This window comes from Paraburkholderia sp. 31.1, from assembly GCF_014397645.1.
Lineage (GTDB): Bacteria > Pseudomonadota > Gammaproteobacteria > Burkholderiales > Burkholderiaceae > Paraburkholderia > Paraburkholderia tuberum.
In genome coordinates, this window is record NZ_VZQN01000084.1 from 1 (window position 1) to 12,037 (window position 12,037).

The following is a 12,037-nucleotide window of genomic DNA, read 5'->3' on the forward strand; positions in this document are numbered from 1 at the left end:
TTTCGACGCCTCGCACGTGACTACGAACGCTTGCCCGAAACACTCGCAGGTCTGCATTTTGTCGTCTTCGCCATGCTTATGCTTGTCCATGCAATCCCAGTACTTCGAAGTTCCTAACACCGTCTAATGCTCACCCCCGGCAAGACGGGCAGTAAATGGACCCTACGCTTTACCAGCCCGGTAACGGGCAAGCGCCGCGATGCGGGCCTCGGCGTCTATCCCGAAGTCACCATAGCCGATGCGCGCGAGAAGGCGCTCGCCATGCGCCGCCAGATCGACGCAGGCAAAGACCCTATTGACGAACGCGACCGCGACCAGCAAGCCGCCAGCATGGCCGCCACCGCGCTCACGTTCGAAAAGGCGGCGCGCAAGGTTCACGAGGAACTGAAACCAGGCTGGCGAAACGAGAAGCACGCAGCTGATTGGATTCGATCACTTGAGGCTTACGTGTTTCCAAAGCTCGGCGCGAAGCCGCTCGATGCAATCACGCCTGCCGATTGTGCCGAAGTGCTACGGCCTATCTGGCTGGAGAAGGCCGAAACCGCCAGCCGGACCCGCCAGCGGATGCACGCCGTCATGCAATGGGCCTGGGCCCACGGTCATATCACGGCGAACCCGGTCTCCGTTGTCGATCACATCTTGCCGAAGCAGAGCGCAAAAAAGGAGCATCAACCGGCGATGCCCTGGCGTCAAATACCCGCATTCGTGAAGGCGCAATTGAGCCATATCGAACGGGGTGACAACACGCGCGCCGCCTTGCTGTTCCTGATTCTCACGGCGGCGCGTAGCGGTGAAGTGCGCGGCGCGACCTGGGGCGAATTCGACCTCGACGCCGCCGTGTGGACAGTTCCCGGCGAGCGCATGAAAGCGAAAGAGCCGCATCGCGTTCCGCTCTCGGCGGCGGCGCTTGCTGTCGTCAAGACGTTGAAGGAACAGAAGCAGCACGAGACGTTGGTGTTTCCGTCGCCTCGCGGCAAGGTGCTATCCGATATGACCTTGACGGCGCTGCTGCGCCGAGTCAAAGCAAAGAGCGACACGCCGGGACGCGTGGCAACCGCGCACGGCTATAGAAGTTCGTTTAGAGATTGGGCCAGCGAAAACGGCTATGCTCGCGACTTGGCCGAGCGGGCGCTTGCACATACCGTCGCAAACAAGGTTGAAGCCGCCTATCACCGCACCGACCTGATGGAACAGCGCCGCCCGATGATGGAGAGGTGGGCGAAACATATCGGCACACTTGCCTGACTGCGGCACAAAGCGCACATTCCAGCGTGAACAAACGTTGGCATTTTGCCGGTTCACAGCGAAAGCCTGGGGTTACCCATTGCACATATTTTTGATGGCGACAGCAAAAAGGGCTACACGGATGTAGCCCTTTCGGTTCCTGCTTCAAGGCAGCGGAATCCTGCTGTCGTCGAGCCGGCGCGGAGAACTGGCTCCCCATCGTGCCTTTATCTGCTCCGGCGTCTCAGGCGGCCATTTCACGTCCATCTTGATGATGCGGTCGCGGATTTCGACCAGTTTGACACCTAATTCAGAGGTGGGGCCCGCATGTTTTATTTGCGATTCCAATTGTCTTGGAAACGAGATTCCATTGATGTTGTACGTGTTGGGGTTGGCTCCGTGATCGAGAAGGTAATTGACTGCCCCGGTGTCATAGCCAGTTAGCGCTTCGTAGAGAGATGTATTGCGCAATGAATCGCGCCGGTTCACATCCGCGCCTCGCTCCACCAGCAGCTTGAGCGAGCCCAATTTACGATCGCTTGTAACAAAGAAAATGATGGGTCTACGGCCCTCGATCATGGTGTTGGGATCAACCCCACCGTCCAGCATCGCGCGCAGGAATTCCGGGTGGGAGCTGTTGAGCATGACCCCGAGCGGATCACCAAAATTCGGCACTTCCTGCAAGGGATCGGCTCCGGCCTTCACCACCTCCGACATAACCGCAAGCCGATGCGGATCGCGCTGCAACGCCTCCTGAAACGCAAAAAACAGCATCGTCATGTTCTTGCGTCCGGGCGTCTTCAGATCCGTCTTCGGTGCCAATAGCCTGACCTGCTCCATGTCGCCTCGCTCGATGGCCCGCGCCAGTTCGAGTTGCGGGCCGCTAAAAAAATCAGTGGCGGGAAATTTTTTCATTGCATGAACCACAGGGGATAGCGCCAGTAACAGCACCGGCACGATAAGGATTCGACTGAGTGCTTTCATCGCTTTCAGTCCCGTTACGACAGTGTTTCAAGTACGGAGACGTCCTCCGCCTTCTGCTGCTCGATGCCGTCTATTGCCTGCCTGATGAAGTGCCGCGACACGGGCGAGCCACTGCCGGAAAGGGGATAGGGAGTACCGGCTGCACCGGGCAGGGGCGTCCACGTCTGTGCCACGGTCAGAATGTCGCCCTTCACATGGTACGCATTGATGTTCGATGGCGTGACCTGTCCGCCATAGCGCTCGACGGTCTTCGGGTGCAGGCCCGCTGCATTGAAGCTCCAGCAGTCCTTACTGCTGGCGACGGATGCGGCGGAACAGAGGCCACCCCCTAACGAGTGACCTGTTATGTCGATAGGTTCTGTAATCTCACGTAGCTTCGTGCCACTCCTTACTGCTCGTTCGTAGTATTCCGATTCGATATTCACGCTCTGGTTAACATTGTTCGACCAGTCGGCCAGACTTGTCATTTCGGTTCCCTTGAACGCGAGCGTCGGATTCATGTCGCTACCGAAGACCGCCGCATCCGGTTCGTATAGCTGCGCCCTGAAGTTCGAGCCCTTGATTGTAAAGTCCATGGCATCAAGCCCATACCGATCCAGAAATTCCGTATCCCCGCTGCGGTTCGCCCACCCTTCGGGCACCGGCCTGGACGGCTCGTAGACATGATCGGAGAGTCTGGCCTTCTCCACCGCGACATTGTTGCGTGCGAGCCGTTCAGCCGCTGCCCGCACGCGCCCTGACATGGCCGCATTGCCCGCCGCAATCAGCGCCTTGCGCGTCTGCCACCGCTGCGCCTTAGTCAGTTCCTGTGGTATCTCGATGCGCGGCAGTGTCGCCCTGGCTGCGCGCGCAGCGTTCAGCCGGGTTTGCCAGGTGGCCGGATCATACTGGACAGACAGAATGGGTTCGCCGTTCGGGTGACTGCCGGTCCTCCCTACGGGATTCATTAACGGCGTGCTGCTGTACGGTGACGGAAACAGGCCATTACGCGGACCTTTAACGGCAAGCAGTTTGCCCCGGCGAACCTCTTCGAGAAGAGCAACGATGACCCACCAACCATCGGTGTCAGGGTTCCGGTCCCGTACATCATGAAAAAACAGCCAGTGACTGCCAATGAGATTCCTGACCAGCTTCGGGTCCTCCTCCCACCTTCTGCGATTCAGTGCGGGGATAGCAATAAATTCCCGCGTCTCCGCACTGGCCCTCTGAAGGTCTGCGGCCTTGCCGAGGCACGCTTTATAGTGCCATTCGTCGCAGATGACATAACAGGCACCCGGTGGCCGCTGGCAGAACAGCTCCACGGAGTGCATTTCAAGTATGGACAGAGACATAGGTGTGTCGATGGTCTATCTGAAGTCGCTGCCGGGGTTGACAGCAGTCAGATAATTACCGTGCGACAGGCAGTCCGTACATGGGCTACAGCCCAAAATCTCCACGGCTTTCGATGAAACAGAATAGGGCGGAAGATTCGAGTCTGGCGGCCCCGGTTAAAGAGGCCGCGTAGCAGTTCATTCGCCAGAAGCCGCTGTTCGCGCCAATACGGCGCGTACGTCCGCGAGCGCATCCTCGAAGAGACCAAAAATCGACACCTGCGCAACCGTTGAAAGAGCGGAGAACCGCTCCGCTACCTCTTCCAGGCTCAACAGCCCTGCCAGTGCGTGCAGTTGATCGACACGGATAACGGCGGTGTCAGGCGTCGCCATATCCGGTTGTGCAGAGGCGTTCCGAGAGTCAGGCATGACCTACCCCCGGTCGCATTGTTGTAGGCCTGGTTGGAGGCGGGCGCGGCGGCGTGTAGCGTGCCGATACTGTCGTGGGATGGAATGGAGGATTGGGTTTGCTTGGGACGGGCGGGAACAGGGCGCATGCTGCGACCTCCTTTGTCAGATTCGATAACCCGACCCCTCCGACGCCAATCGGGGTGGCCGGGCACAAGGCAAGGTTGGCGTACCGGTGACAAAGGAAACCGGCGAGCGCGAGCGCTCCCCCACCAAGGCCCGACCATTGGGGCGCTTGATGCGGGCGTAAAAAAACCGCCGGTCGGCGGTTGCCCGCCTTTGTCATTTCCCGGACGCCAATCCAAGGTCACGCTGTGAACGTGACATTTGCAGTATAACGCATGGTTCGACCGCGTTTTGCTTCACCCACCGCTGAAGTCCGGCTGTGGCTCACCGAGTTCGGATAGCTGCTGCCAGACGTGCTCGCCCAGCAACGTGGCAACACGGTCAACCTCCACGCCGAGTTCGGCGGCAATGAACGGCGCGACCTTCGACGGCCATGCCAGCCACGCGTCGCGCTGTGCGCGGAACAGGTTGAACACGACATCCTCCGCCAGCGCAAGCTCGATCAGGCTCCCTTCCCGCTGTTCGTATTCGAGCTTGCGCAGCAGGGCCGCATAGTGCTCCTTCAGGCGTAGCGCCTCCGCCAGCGGAAGCATGCGCGGGAAAGCGTCGATATCCTGTCCTGCCGCATTTCCCGGCTCCATGTGCGTCCCGCCGTTGCGCAGTGGGGCGTTCGTGTCGCCTATCCGTTCAGGCCGTGGCGCGGTCTTCATCAGCGTGCGGCGGTTTGGTTTGCGCGACGCCGAGCCGATCAACGCGGCGTCGATCAGTCCGTCGTCGCCACGCACAAGCGCGCCACGCTCAAGTGCGCGGCGTACCTGCTTTTCGTCGCAGCCTTCGCGGCGTGCAAACTCGCTTGCGCTAAGACGTTCGGACATTTTCCACCTCGGACAACTTTCGCAATTCCGTCGCTACGCGAAAATCGCGGTGTGCAATGCCCGCGTTGCAGGTGCGGCCAGGAAGGACCCGCGCCGCCGGTCTATCGCTTTTCCAGCCGCGCGCGGCACTCGCGCAGCAGTTCTTTCACGCGCCGCCGTTCGTCGCGCCACTGCGCCGAGCGCATGCCGTGTTTCAGCGCATTGAGCGCGGCAGTGGCCTTGCCCGCGTCAGTGACCGGGCCCGTTGCGCTGTCCCAAGGTTTCCAGCGCCGAATTGCATTGGCCTGCTTCGCGCGCTGTTCCGCGGTCCAGTGTCGTCCCATGATCGTCCGTTAATAGTTCGTTCGACGTATCCGTGTTGTCTCCGCGCGCGAGGCGCTGGAGTCGCGCTGTCATGTTCGCCCCGGCCCCGTTATTCCCTTGCTGCGGCCCCGTTCGAAATATTGGCCTGCTTCACGAACGCGACCGGGCGCGGGTTCTTCAGTTCCGCCAGCGCCTCGAAAGTCGCGCGGCATTGCGCCTGCGCCTTCAAGGGCGGCGAAAGATGCGCCTGCATCTGTTTCAGGTACTCCCAGTAAGCCGTCTTGCGCGCAAGCTCTTTAAATCCGGTGCGCTGCGTGCCGCTCATGGTAGTTCTGCAGGATCGAGCGTACGGTACAGCACAGACCTGCATCGGCTCTGACAAGCACTTCGAGCAACAGCGCCTTCTCCGCCATGTAGATTTTCGCGAACGCCGGATCGCGCGCCTCCACGGTGCGCAGGTTCGATATCAGGTCCGCCGCCTTGATGGTGTGGGCCTCAGCGGACGCCGCCGCCGTATGCGCCCGGTCCAGCGCCTTGCGTGTCGCACGGTCCCCGTCGTTAGGCCCGGATACTGCCGTCAATTCACGAACCAGTCGCGCAATGCTGACACCGAATTCGGTTTCGATCAGCGACAAGGGCACATCGGTATCTTCAACCGTGTCGTGCAACCATGCCGCCGCGACCATGTCGGGAGTTACCCCTTCCACAGTCGACACGAGGCTGGAGACTTCCTCAAGATGGACGCTGTAGGGCTCGGCAGTATATTTTCGTCGCTGACCGATCGCGGTGTGTGCGCCAATCGCAAACATTCGAGCGCGCTCAATCAACATGAAGCCCTCGGCTTCAAATCGAGATCCTGGATATAAACCCATGCTACGTATCCTCGTAAACTCAGTTGCGAACTCCAAAACCTGATAGACAGCATACGGCTCTCGCGGTTCGTCGCCTTCACAGGTTCAATATGGCGAACACAGTTTCATGAACTGGCGGGCATCGTCCTAACCGAACACGGCATTTGCGTTAAAACAAGAGGAGCTGTGGGGGGAGCACTGCATCAGCCTTATCGGCCGTAAGGTTGAAGGTCCCGGCTTTACCAGTCTTGAGGAGCTGGGCAAGTTCTGATTGTTGCAGTTTGGCCGACGAGTGTTTCTCCCACTGTGTGGCCGGATCAGTGGAGCGGCGATAGATCTCCACGCCGAGTTCTTCATGACTAATCTTGGTGTCGTCTCCGGTACCGACGATTTTTTCATTGTTCTCCCGCGTAACCTGGATGTACCACTTACCGCAGCGGCTCTCGAACGAGTCGGTTGCCCGAAAGGTACACGAGGGTGATATAGCCTCAGTTTCCAAAATCTGCTTTCGCGCCGCCTTCATCACGGTTTGATGCGTCTGTTTCAGTTCGGCGCTCTCCTCCTTCCTGCGTCGAAGTTCTGCTATTGGCAACCCTGACGATTCCTGAGACATTCTTTCGCGCAGCACTGCTGTCTTTTCCCGGTCGATGCGCTCAACGAACCGAATGTCCAATGCGTCCTTGAACGCTTCATGAACCCAAAAAAACCACGAATTTGCGAACCCCTTGACCTCACCTCGCACATCGGAAAAAGATATGCTTTGCAGCGGAATTCGTCTGAAAGACTGCTTCCCGTTAGAACCCCCTCGTGCCATTATTCGTTTCCTTTGTATTTTCCGTACATCGCCGAAGAAAGGGCTTTCCTGGCGTTGGAGACGCGACGCTTCGCCTGATCCAACGCTAGTTCAGCGGCGTCAAGCTGTTGAACGGCGAAGCCCAATGGAGAATCCTGGAGCCAGTCCGCAAGAACGCTCAATTTCTCTAGGTCGCCGGCCACCATCTGATCCACGACGCCCTGTAACAGGTGCATACGGTGCTTGCAATACAGCCCATTCTGTCCGGCGGTGCAGGTGCAGAATGCCCGTACTTCGGAGTGTTTTCGTTCGAATGTGACGCGGTAAGGCTCCGGCGAAGAGCCCTGCACCGCGAAGACAATCGTCTCTGGCTTTCCATCCGCCATCGTCGTTCAATCCCGTTTCGTGGTTGTTCAGGAGGCGACGCGTTGAAAAAGCGACGCTGCAGCGTAACGCGCTGAGGGCAGAACGAAACGCGCCCGACCGGCAGGTTTCTCTAATTCTGGGAAACGTGGAATCAGATAAATCTGAAAATAAGATCAGCTTGAACTACAAGGGGGAAAACAACGGGCCAAACTCCCGTCTAGGAGGCAACTCGGGTCTTTCACGGGCCGAACGATTCAGTGTCCCTGCCGTCTCTTACAGTCGCGCGCAACAGCGCATGCAGTTCTCGCAGTTCGACCCGCCAGCGCGTGGATGCCATGCCGTGGACAGCCGCATTGCCGGCGGATACCGCCCTACCTGCGTCAGTGACCGGACCCGTTGCGCTTTCCCACGGTTTCCAGCGCCGGATCGCTGCTGCCCGTCTGGTCCGTTGCTCCGCTGTCCAGTGTGGTCCCATGAGCGTGGAACCTCTGTTTTTTCCTGTGGCTTCGCCGGGGCGTCCCGTTGAGCCGCATGCGATGAAGATCAGTTACCTGCTGCGGCTTCTTCGATAGAGACGCGGTCGTTGACTGTGGGAAAGGCTATCTTCCCCGCCTTCCAGCGTTTGAATGCCGAACGATTGGTCAGTGCTTCTGCAAGGGCCGTGTGCATCTCATAGCTGGTTGCATCACAACCCGCTTTATATTGCGAGGCCAAAAGCGCGTTTTTATATCCGATGCTGGCCGCTTGACGCTCGGGGTCCCAAGCGTTCGGGTCGTTAAGAGTCGGATCGTCAAACGCGGCCCTACAGCCTTTCACGTCGCAAGAGTGGAAACCCCGGCAAGCCGAAGGCCGTGCTTCGTACACTGTGCAGCGACCGTCCTCAAGGAAAGCACACGGTATGTTGGTCTGGATGTACTCGACCGAACTCAATGGGGCAACGCGCTTGGCGGTCTCTACCACGCGGTCAGAGAGTGTCTTCCGGCGGTCAGCTGGCTGGGCATTGATATGCTCGGCAAGCGCGAACACTTCTGCGCCGGTTACTAAGACATGGTAGTAACAACAGTAGTCGCAACCGGGGCCGCAATCCACCTTGCTAGTTGATGCGCTCAGTGCCTTGTCCATGCGACGGTAGATGGGCATCAGTTTCGCTCGAACAGTACCGCTCGTCGTCGCCTCTATTGCCGATGTACAAAGGGTGACCTCACTTTCGACCAGTTCGCTCGCACGTGCCAGAACTTCTCTTTCGTTCATATTGTTCTCCGTTCAGATTTGGTGACCGGTCCACGAGAGGTCGCGGGCCGCAAGTCATCGTGAACGAGAGTATTCCTGTTCGTCAATCAGATAAGTCGCAAACGTGCTAATTGGGCCGAGGCGATTTCCTGCGCGCTGGAGTTAGCTACCAGCGCTGTTGCTGCGTACCCGCGGCCCCGCCATCTCAATGCCCGCGCGAATCTCAGCCGAGGTCCCATCAGCCAGGGGCGGCGCATTGTCGTTCGTTACTAGTTCGTTTGAGGGAGTTTCAGAATTCTCCCGCGCGTGCTCGCGAGGCTCGGGCGGCGCCCTGCCGTTGTTCACCTGCTGCGGTCCGTGCGCGATGTTCGCCTGTTTCACGAAGGCCACCGGGCGCGGGTTCTTTATCTCCGCCAGCGCTTCGAGCGTCGCGCGGCATTGCGCCTGCGCCTTGAGCGCCAGCGATAGATGCGCCTGCATCTGGTTCAGGTATTCGCTGTAAGTCGCCTTGCGGGCAAGGTGGTTAAAGATCATGTCGAGCGTGTTCGCCTGTGCCACAAGCATCGATTCGAGACCTTGCATGTCGCCTTGCTTTACCGAATCCACTTGCATACGAAGCTCGGCCACGTATGCGGTCAGGTCGGTGTCCGCGCCAAAGATCCCTTCGCTGTATTTGCGGCCCGTCACCGCGCCGCGTACAAGCGGACTCGATGCGAGCATTGCGCCGCGCTTTACCGGGTCTACATAGCGCGGGTCCGTGATTTCCAGCATGTCCGGGTTGCCCTTCGTGGTCGGCGGGTTTGCCGCCTGCTTCGCCGCTTTTTCGGTTCGCCTGGTTGCCATCTCAACGCCCCTCATAACGCCACGAACGCGCCTCCAGCAGCGCCCGCGCCTCGATATCGGCGCGGCATTCGATCATCTTCGCGTGGAAGTATTCGATGTTCGGCAACAGGTCCGCGAGCGGCCCGTTGGCCGCGCGGCGCATCGTGTCGGCGTAGCGCTCGTGCGTCCAGCGTTCGGCCCGCGCCACTTCGTCAACCATTGCGAACAGTTCGCCGCGCAGCCGCCGCACGTTGTACGCCGCAAGGTACGGCCCCCAAGGCAGATACGCGCCGCCGTTCGGGGCGATCAGCGCCCCGGCGCAATCGTCGGCCACGTCAGCGCTTGGGGGCGCGCTAACGGCTGGCGCCAACGTGATTTCCGCACGCGCGCCGCCATGCAGGTAGGCCAGAATCTCCGGCTTGTGCGCCGCGATCTCAGGCTTGATCGTCGCAACCGCGCGCGACGGTCCTTCCATGCTGATCCGCTCGCCCTCGATCCACAGACGCACACACATCGCAGCGGCGCGCTCCACGATATCAGCCGCGTTCATACCGAATCCTTCACGCTGCTATCGTCGTCGCCGGGTCGGGCTTGCGTCGAAGGTTTCGCCGAAAACTCCAACTCCCCGCCGCTGAAATCTTCGGCAAAACCGCCCAAAGGGGCAGACCGCAAACCCGCGTCGCTACCGAAGATTTCACGCCCCTCCGAAGATTTCAGGCTGGCGTGTTCGAGATTCTTCGTGAAATCTTCGTGGCCTGAAATCTTCGGCAAGGTCCACCGCCAGCCGTCCTTCATACCGGTCTTCTCTTTTTCGACGCCGAGCTCCCGGGCGGCGCGGAACATCGTTGACCAGCTATAGCCCGCGCCGTCAGCGTCCCTCCTGATACGGCGCGCATCCATCGGGCCATCTGCCAGCAGTCCGGCCAGAAACTCTCGCGCTTCGTCGCGCAGCGTTTTACGTTCGTCGTCTTCCTGCTCGACCTCGCCCAAGATATCGCGCGCGCTGCCCTCGATCCGTTCGCCCCAGATCACGGCGTTCGTGGGGATACCCGCAGCGACCTCAATACGCGCCAGCGCGTAGGCGAAGCCGCCATCATCAGGCGCGATGTTGGATTTCGCGCGCGCCAGAATCCGGCGCTCCGCGCCTTCCTCCTTGACCGTGACCAGCACCATGCGGGCAAGTGCGCCGAACGCCTGGGAGCCGATTACGCGCTCGACCGGCGCGTTGCCTTTCGAGCCCTTGGAGAAGTGCGAAATGCCGATTACCGCGCAGCCGTGACGCGCGGCCAGATCAACCAGCGGTTGCAGGTCGCGGCGCACGTCATTGGCGCGGTGCGCATCGCCACCGACAGCGCTCAGAACCGGATCGACAATCAGCAGCCGCACGCCGCCCATGCTCGCCATGCGCTCGCTCAACAGTGGCATGTCGCGGGCCGGATCGAACGGCACGAGTTCGCCGTCCGCCTTCGCCACGTTGCAGACCAGATGCACCCTGTTCAGGTCCGCTCCGCCCGCCATCAGGCGCGGCACCAGCGTGTCGGCGGGGTCGTCCTCACTGCTCCACATCAACACTTGGCCTGGGTGTGCGCATGTGGTTCCATCCGGCCACGCGCCGCCGCGCGTCACAACAGCGGCGAGACTGAGCGCAAGCGTAGTCTTGCCGGTTCCCGCTGCGCCCGCAAGTATCATCAGCTTCCCAGCGGGGAGCCAGTCCGGCCACAGCCATGTAACCGGCTGCGGCTTCACATTCGCCGCACACTGAAGCAGAACGGCGGCTTCGTCTGCCGGTCGGCTGTTCGCGAAAGCATGGCGGTTGTGATTCACCTTTGCGCATTCCGGCTGTACGGCCCTGGCTACTGCCGCCTTTGCACCTTCGGCGGCGCGCTGGCGTCCGCGCTGGATCTGTTCGCGGCGAGTGTTGCTGAATTCGATCAGTTCGACGAACGGCGTCAGTTCGTCGTCGGCCCGGCCGTCTGGTGGGTTTCTCATAGCGCCCCCTTCGCCGCGTGACGCGTGAGTGCTTCCATCAGGCTCCCGCGCGCGTTTTCCTCGATCCATTCGCGGTGCTCGCGCCATTCGTTCGCCGTCATGCCGTGCTCGCAGCGGGCAAGCTCTTTCGCGATGCGTACGTCAAACCACGCGCGCAGTGATGCAGCGGTCCGACCGGACCGGCTGACGACTCGGACCGATGGTTGCGGCTTGCGCGGCTCCGCAGTCGGGACCGCTTCATCGCGGACCGCGCGCGCAGCAATACGACGCGCTTCGGCATAAGAAGGCAGTTCGCCGCGCCAGCGCGCCCAAAATTCGGCGCGGGCGGCGGCGAGCGCTTCGGCGTCGCGAGGCGGCGCGCTGCTCTCCGGTTCAGGCGCGGCCACGGCGGCCACCTTTGTTGGCCGGTTGCTGAGTGCGGCTCGCGTCGATCTGCTGCTGCACCCATTCAGCAACTTCAGCTTCGACCCAACGCACAGCGGCGGAGCCGATGCGCACCGGTTGCGGAAAAGCGCCACGCGCGATGCGCTCATACAGGGCGCTGCGTTCAAGTCCGGTAATCTCGGACACGCGGCGGCGCGGGATCAGGATGGGAGTGAGTTGTTCGGCCATGATTCACCTTCGATGAGAAAGTGCGCGCCGGATTGGCGCGGCATGGCGGTATTAGATTGACACGAACCGGCTGTGAATAGCCGGGTGGGTTCAGAAAACCTACCCCGGAAAAGGCCTCGGGGGTGGGTGGGTTCTTGTCGAAGG

The 12,037-nt window shown here is 60.6% G+C and carries 17 protein-coding genes and 1 pseudogene; 3 read left to right on the top strand and 15 right to left on the bottom strand.

The features are described 5' to 3' along the window. A pseudogene (locus F6X37_RS34140) lies at window positions 1–117 on the top strand (IS5/IS1182 family transposase); the annotation flags it as partial. Window positions 118–126: 9 nt separating this feature from the next. Next, a complete protein-coding gene (locus F6X37_RS34145) occupies window positions 127–1,245 on the top strand; it encodes a tyrosine-type recombinase/integrase (RefSeq protein ID WP_187614416.1) in 1,119 nt (372 codons plus the stop codon). Between the two features lie 144 nt (window positions 1,246–1,389). Here the strand turns inward: F6X37_RS34145 and F6X37_RS34150 are convergent, their stop codons facing one another. From F6X37_RS34150 to F6X37_RS34210, 13 genes are all read right to left on the bottom strand, one after another. Continuing rightward, window positions 1,390–2,208 (bottom strand): ankyrin repeat domain-containing protein, encoded by an 819-nt coding sequence (locus tag F6X37_RS34150; RefSeq protein WP_187614418.1) that lies wholly within the window; start codon window positions 2,206–2,208, stop codon window positions 1,390–1,392. Window positions 2,209–2,222: 14 nt separating this feature from the next. Continuing rightward, the gene (locus F6X37_RS34155) at window positions 2,223–3,539 is read right to left on the bottom strand and encodes a DUF2974 domain-containing protein (RefSeq protein ID WP_187614419.1); all 1,317 of its coding nucleotides are present in this window, start codon (window positions 3,537–3,539) and stop codon (window positions 2,223–2,225) included. Window positions 3,540–3,716: 177 nt separating this feature from the next. After that, window positions 3,717–3,911 (bottom strand): hypothetical protein, encoded by a 195-nt coding sequence (locus tag F6X37_RS34160; RefSeq protein WP_262420131.1) that lies wholly within the window; start codon window positions 3,909–3,911, stop codon window positions 3,717–3,719. Between the two features lie 437 nt (window positions 3,912–4,348). Then, window positions 4,349–4,927 (bottom strand): hypothetical protein, encoded by a 579-nt coding sequence (locus F6X37_RS34165; protein ID WP_187614423.1) that lies wholly within the window; start codon window positions 4,925–4,927, stop codon window positions 4,349–4,351. A gap of 101 nt (window positions 4,928–5,028) precedes the next feature. After that, entirely contained in the window at window positions 5,029–5,250 is a 222-nt protein-coding gene (locus tag F6X37_RS34170) for a hypothetical protein (protein WP_184061332.1), read from the bottom strand. 89 nt (window positions 5,251–5,339) lie between these two features. Continuing rightward, complete coding sequence (locus F6X37_RS34175) at window positions 5,340–5,555, bottom strand: hypothetical protein (RefSeq protein ID WP_187614425.1); 216 nt, start codon at window positions 5,553–5,555, stop codon at window positions 5,340–5,342. Beyond that, the gene (locus F6X37_RS34180; RefSeq protein WP_184061333.1) at window positions 5,527–6,102 is read right to left on the bottom strand and encodes an HD domain-containing protein; all 576 of its coding nucleotides are present in this window, start codon (window positions 6,100–6,102) and stop codon (window positions 5,527–5,529) included. Before F6X37_RS34180 ends, F6X37_RS34175 begins: the two co-directional genes overlap by 29 nt. A gap of 148 nt (window positions 6,103–6,250) precedes the next feature. Next, the gene (locus F6X37_RS34185; protein WP_187614427.1) at window positions 6,251–6,895 is read right to left on the bottom strand and encodes a hypothetical protein; all 645 of its coding nucleotides are present in this window, start codon (window positions 6,893–6,895) and stop codon (window positions 6,251–6,253) included. Continuing rightward, a complete protein-coding gene (locus tag F6X37_RS34190) occupies window positions 6,895–7,260 on the bottom strand; it encodes an SWIM zinc finger family protein (RefSeq protein WP_184061335.1) in 366 nt (121 codons plus the stop codon). Before F6X37_RS34190 ends, F6X37_RS34185 begins: the two co-directional genes overlap by 1 nt. 523 nt (window positions 7,261–7,783) lie before the next feature. After that, window positions 7,784–8,491, bottom strand: coding sequence for a YkgJ family cysteine cluster protein (locus tag F6X37_RS34195; protein WP_184061336.1), 708 nt, complete (start codon window positions 8,489–8,491; stop codon window positions 7,784–7,786). Window positions 8,492–8,632: 141 nt separating this feature from the next. Beyond that, on the bottom strand, window positions 8,633–9,241 hold the full coding sequence (locus F6X37_RS34200) for a hypothetical protein (RefSeq protein WP_260321200.1): 609 nt from the start codon (window positions 9,239–9,241) through the stop codon (window positions 8,633–8,635). Between the two features lie 73 nt (window positions 9,242–9,314). Continuing rightward, window positions 9,315–9,842, bottom strand: a complete 528-nt coding sequence (locus tag F6X37_RS34205) for a hypothetical protein (protein ID WP_184061337.1) — start codon at window positions 9,840–9,842, stop codon at window positions 9,315–9,317. Next, window positions 9,839–11,116, bottom strand: a complete 1,278-nt coding sequence (locus F6X37_RS34210) for an AAA family ATPase (RefSeq protein WP_316252026.1) — start codon at window positions 11,114–11,116, stop codon at window positions 9,839–9,841. Before F6X37_RS34210 ends, F6X37_RS34205 begins: the two co-directional genes overlap by 4 nt. Here F6X37_RS34210 and F6X37_RS34215 point away from each other — a divergent pair. Continuing rightward, the gene (locus tag F6X37_RS34215) at window positions 11,099–11,302 is read left to right on the top strand and encodes a hypothetical protein (RefSeq protein ID WP_187614435.1); all 204 of its coding nucleotides are present in this window, start codon (window positions 11,099–11,101) and stop codon (window positions 11,300–11,302) included. The two genes, F6X37_RS34210 and F6X37_RS34215, sit on opposite strands and share 18 nt — an antisense overlap. Here F6X37_RS34215 and F6X37_RS34220 read toward each other — a convergent pair. Further along, window positions 11,278–11,667, bottom strand: a complete 390-nt coding sequence (locus F6X37_RS34220; protein WP_187614429.1) for a hypothetical protein — start codon at window positions 11,665–11,667, stop codon at window positions 11,278–11,280. The genes F6X37_RS34215 and F6X37_RS34220 overlap by 25 nt on opposite strands. Further along, window positions 11,654–11,893, bottom strand: coding sequence for a helix-turn-helix transcriptional regulator (locus tag F6X37_RS34225; protein ID WP_187614431.1), 240 nt, complete (start codon window positions 11,891–11,893; stop codon window positions 11,654–11,656). The genes F6X37_RS34220 and F6X37_RS34225 overlap by 14 nt, the downstream gene beginning before the upstream one ends. Between the last annotated feature and the right edge of the window lie 144 nt (window positions 11,894–12,037).

Bases quoted from the DNA above. Each gene is read 5' to 3' on its own strand.
- F6X37_RS34190 (WP_184061335.1), bottom strand. From the start codon at position 7,260: ATGGCGGATGGAAAGCCAGAGACGATTGTCTTCGCGGTGCAGGGCTCT.
- F6X37_RS34155 (WP_187614419.1), bottom strand. From the start codon at position 3,539: ATGTCTCTGTCCATACTTGAAATGCACTCCGTGGAGCTGTTCTGCCAG.
- F6X37_RS34170 (WP_184061332.1), bottom strand. From the start codon at position 5,250: ATGGGACGACACTGGACCGCGGAACAGCGCGCGAAGCAGGCCAATGCA.
- F6X37_RS34185 (WP_187614427.1), bottom strand. From the start codon at position 6,895: ATGGCACGAGGGGGTTCTAACGGGAAGCAGTCTTTCAGACGAATTCCG.
- F6X37_RS34165 (WP_187614423.1), bottom strand. From the start codon at position 4,927: ATGTCCGAACGTCTTAGCGCAAGCGAGTTTGCACGCCGCGAAGGCTGC.
- F6X37_RS34195 (WP_184061336.1), bottom strand. From the start codon at position 8,491: ATGAACGAAAGAGAAGTTCTGGCACGTGCGAGCGAACTGGTCGAAAGT.
- F6X37_RS34200 (WP_260321200.1), bottom strand. From the start codon at position 9,241: ATGCTGGAAATCACGGACCCGCGCTATGTAGACCCGGTAAAGCGCGGC.
- F6X37_RS34145 (WP_187614416.1), top strand. From the start codon at position 127: ATGCTCACCCCCGGCAAGACGGGCAGTAAATGGACCCTACGCTTTACC.
- F6X37_RS34175 (WP_187614425.1), bottom strand. From the start codon at position 5,555: ATGAGCGGCACGCAGCGCACCGGATTTAAAGAGCTTGCGCGCAAGACG.
- F6X37_RS34215 (WP_187614435.1), top strand. From the start codon at position 11,099: ATGGCGGTTGTGATTCACCTTTGCGCATTCCGGCTGTACGGCCCTGGC.
- F6X37_RS34180 (WP_184061333.1), bottom strand. From the start codon at position 6,102: ATGGGTTTATATCCAGGATCTCGATTTGAAGCCGAGGGCTTCATGTTG.
- F6X37_RS34160 (WP_262420131.1), bottom strand. From the start codon at position 3,911: ATGGCGACGCCTGACACCGCCGTTATCCGTGTCGATCAACTGCACGCA.
- F6X37_RS34205 (WP_184061337.1), bottom strand. From the start codon at position 9,842: ATGAACGCGGCTGATATCGTGGAGCGCGCCGCTGCGATGTGTGTGCGT.
- F6X37_RS34225 (WP_187614431.1), bottom strand. From the start codon at position 11,893: ATGGCCGAACAACTCACTCCCATCCTGATCCCGCGCCGCCGCGTGTCC.
- F6X37_RS34150 (WP_187614418.1), bottom strand. From the start codon at position 2,208: ATGAAAGCACTCAGTCGAATCCTTATCGTGCCGGTGCTGTTACTGGCG.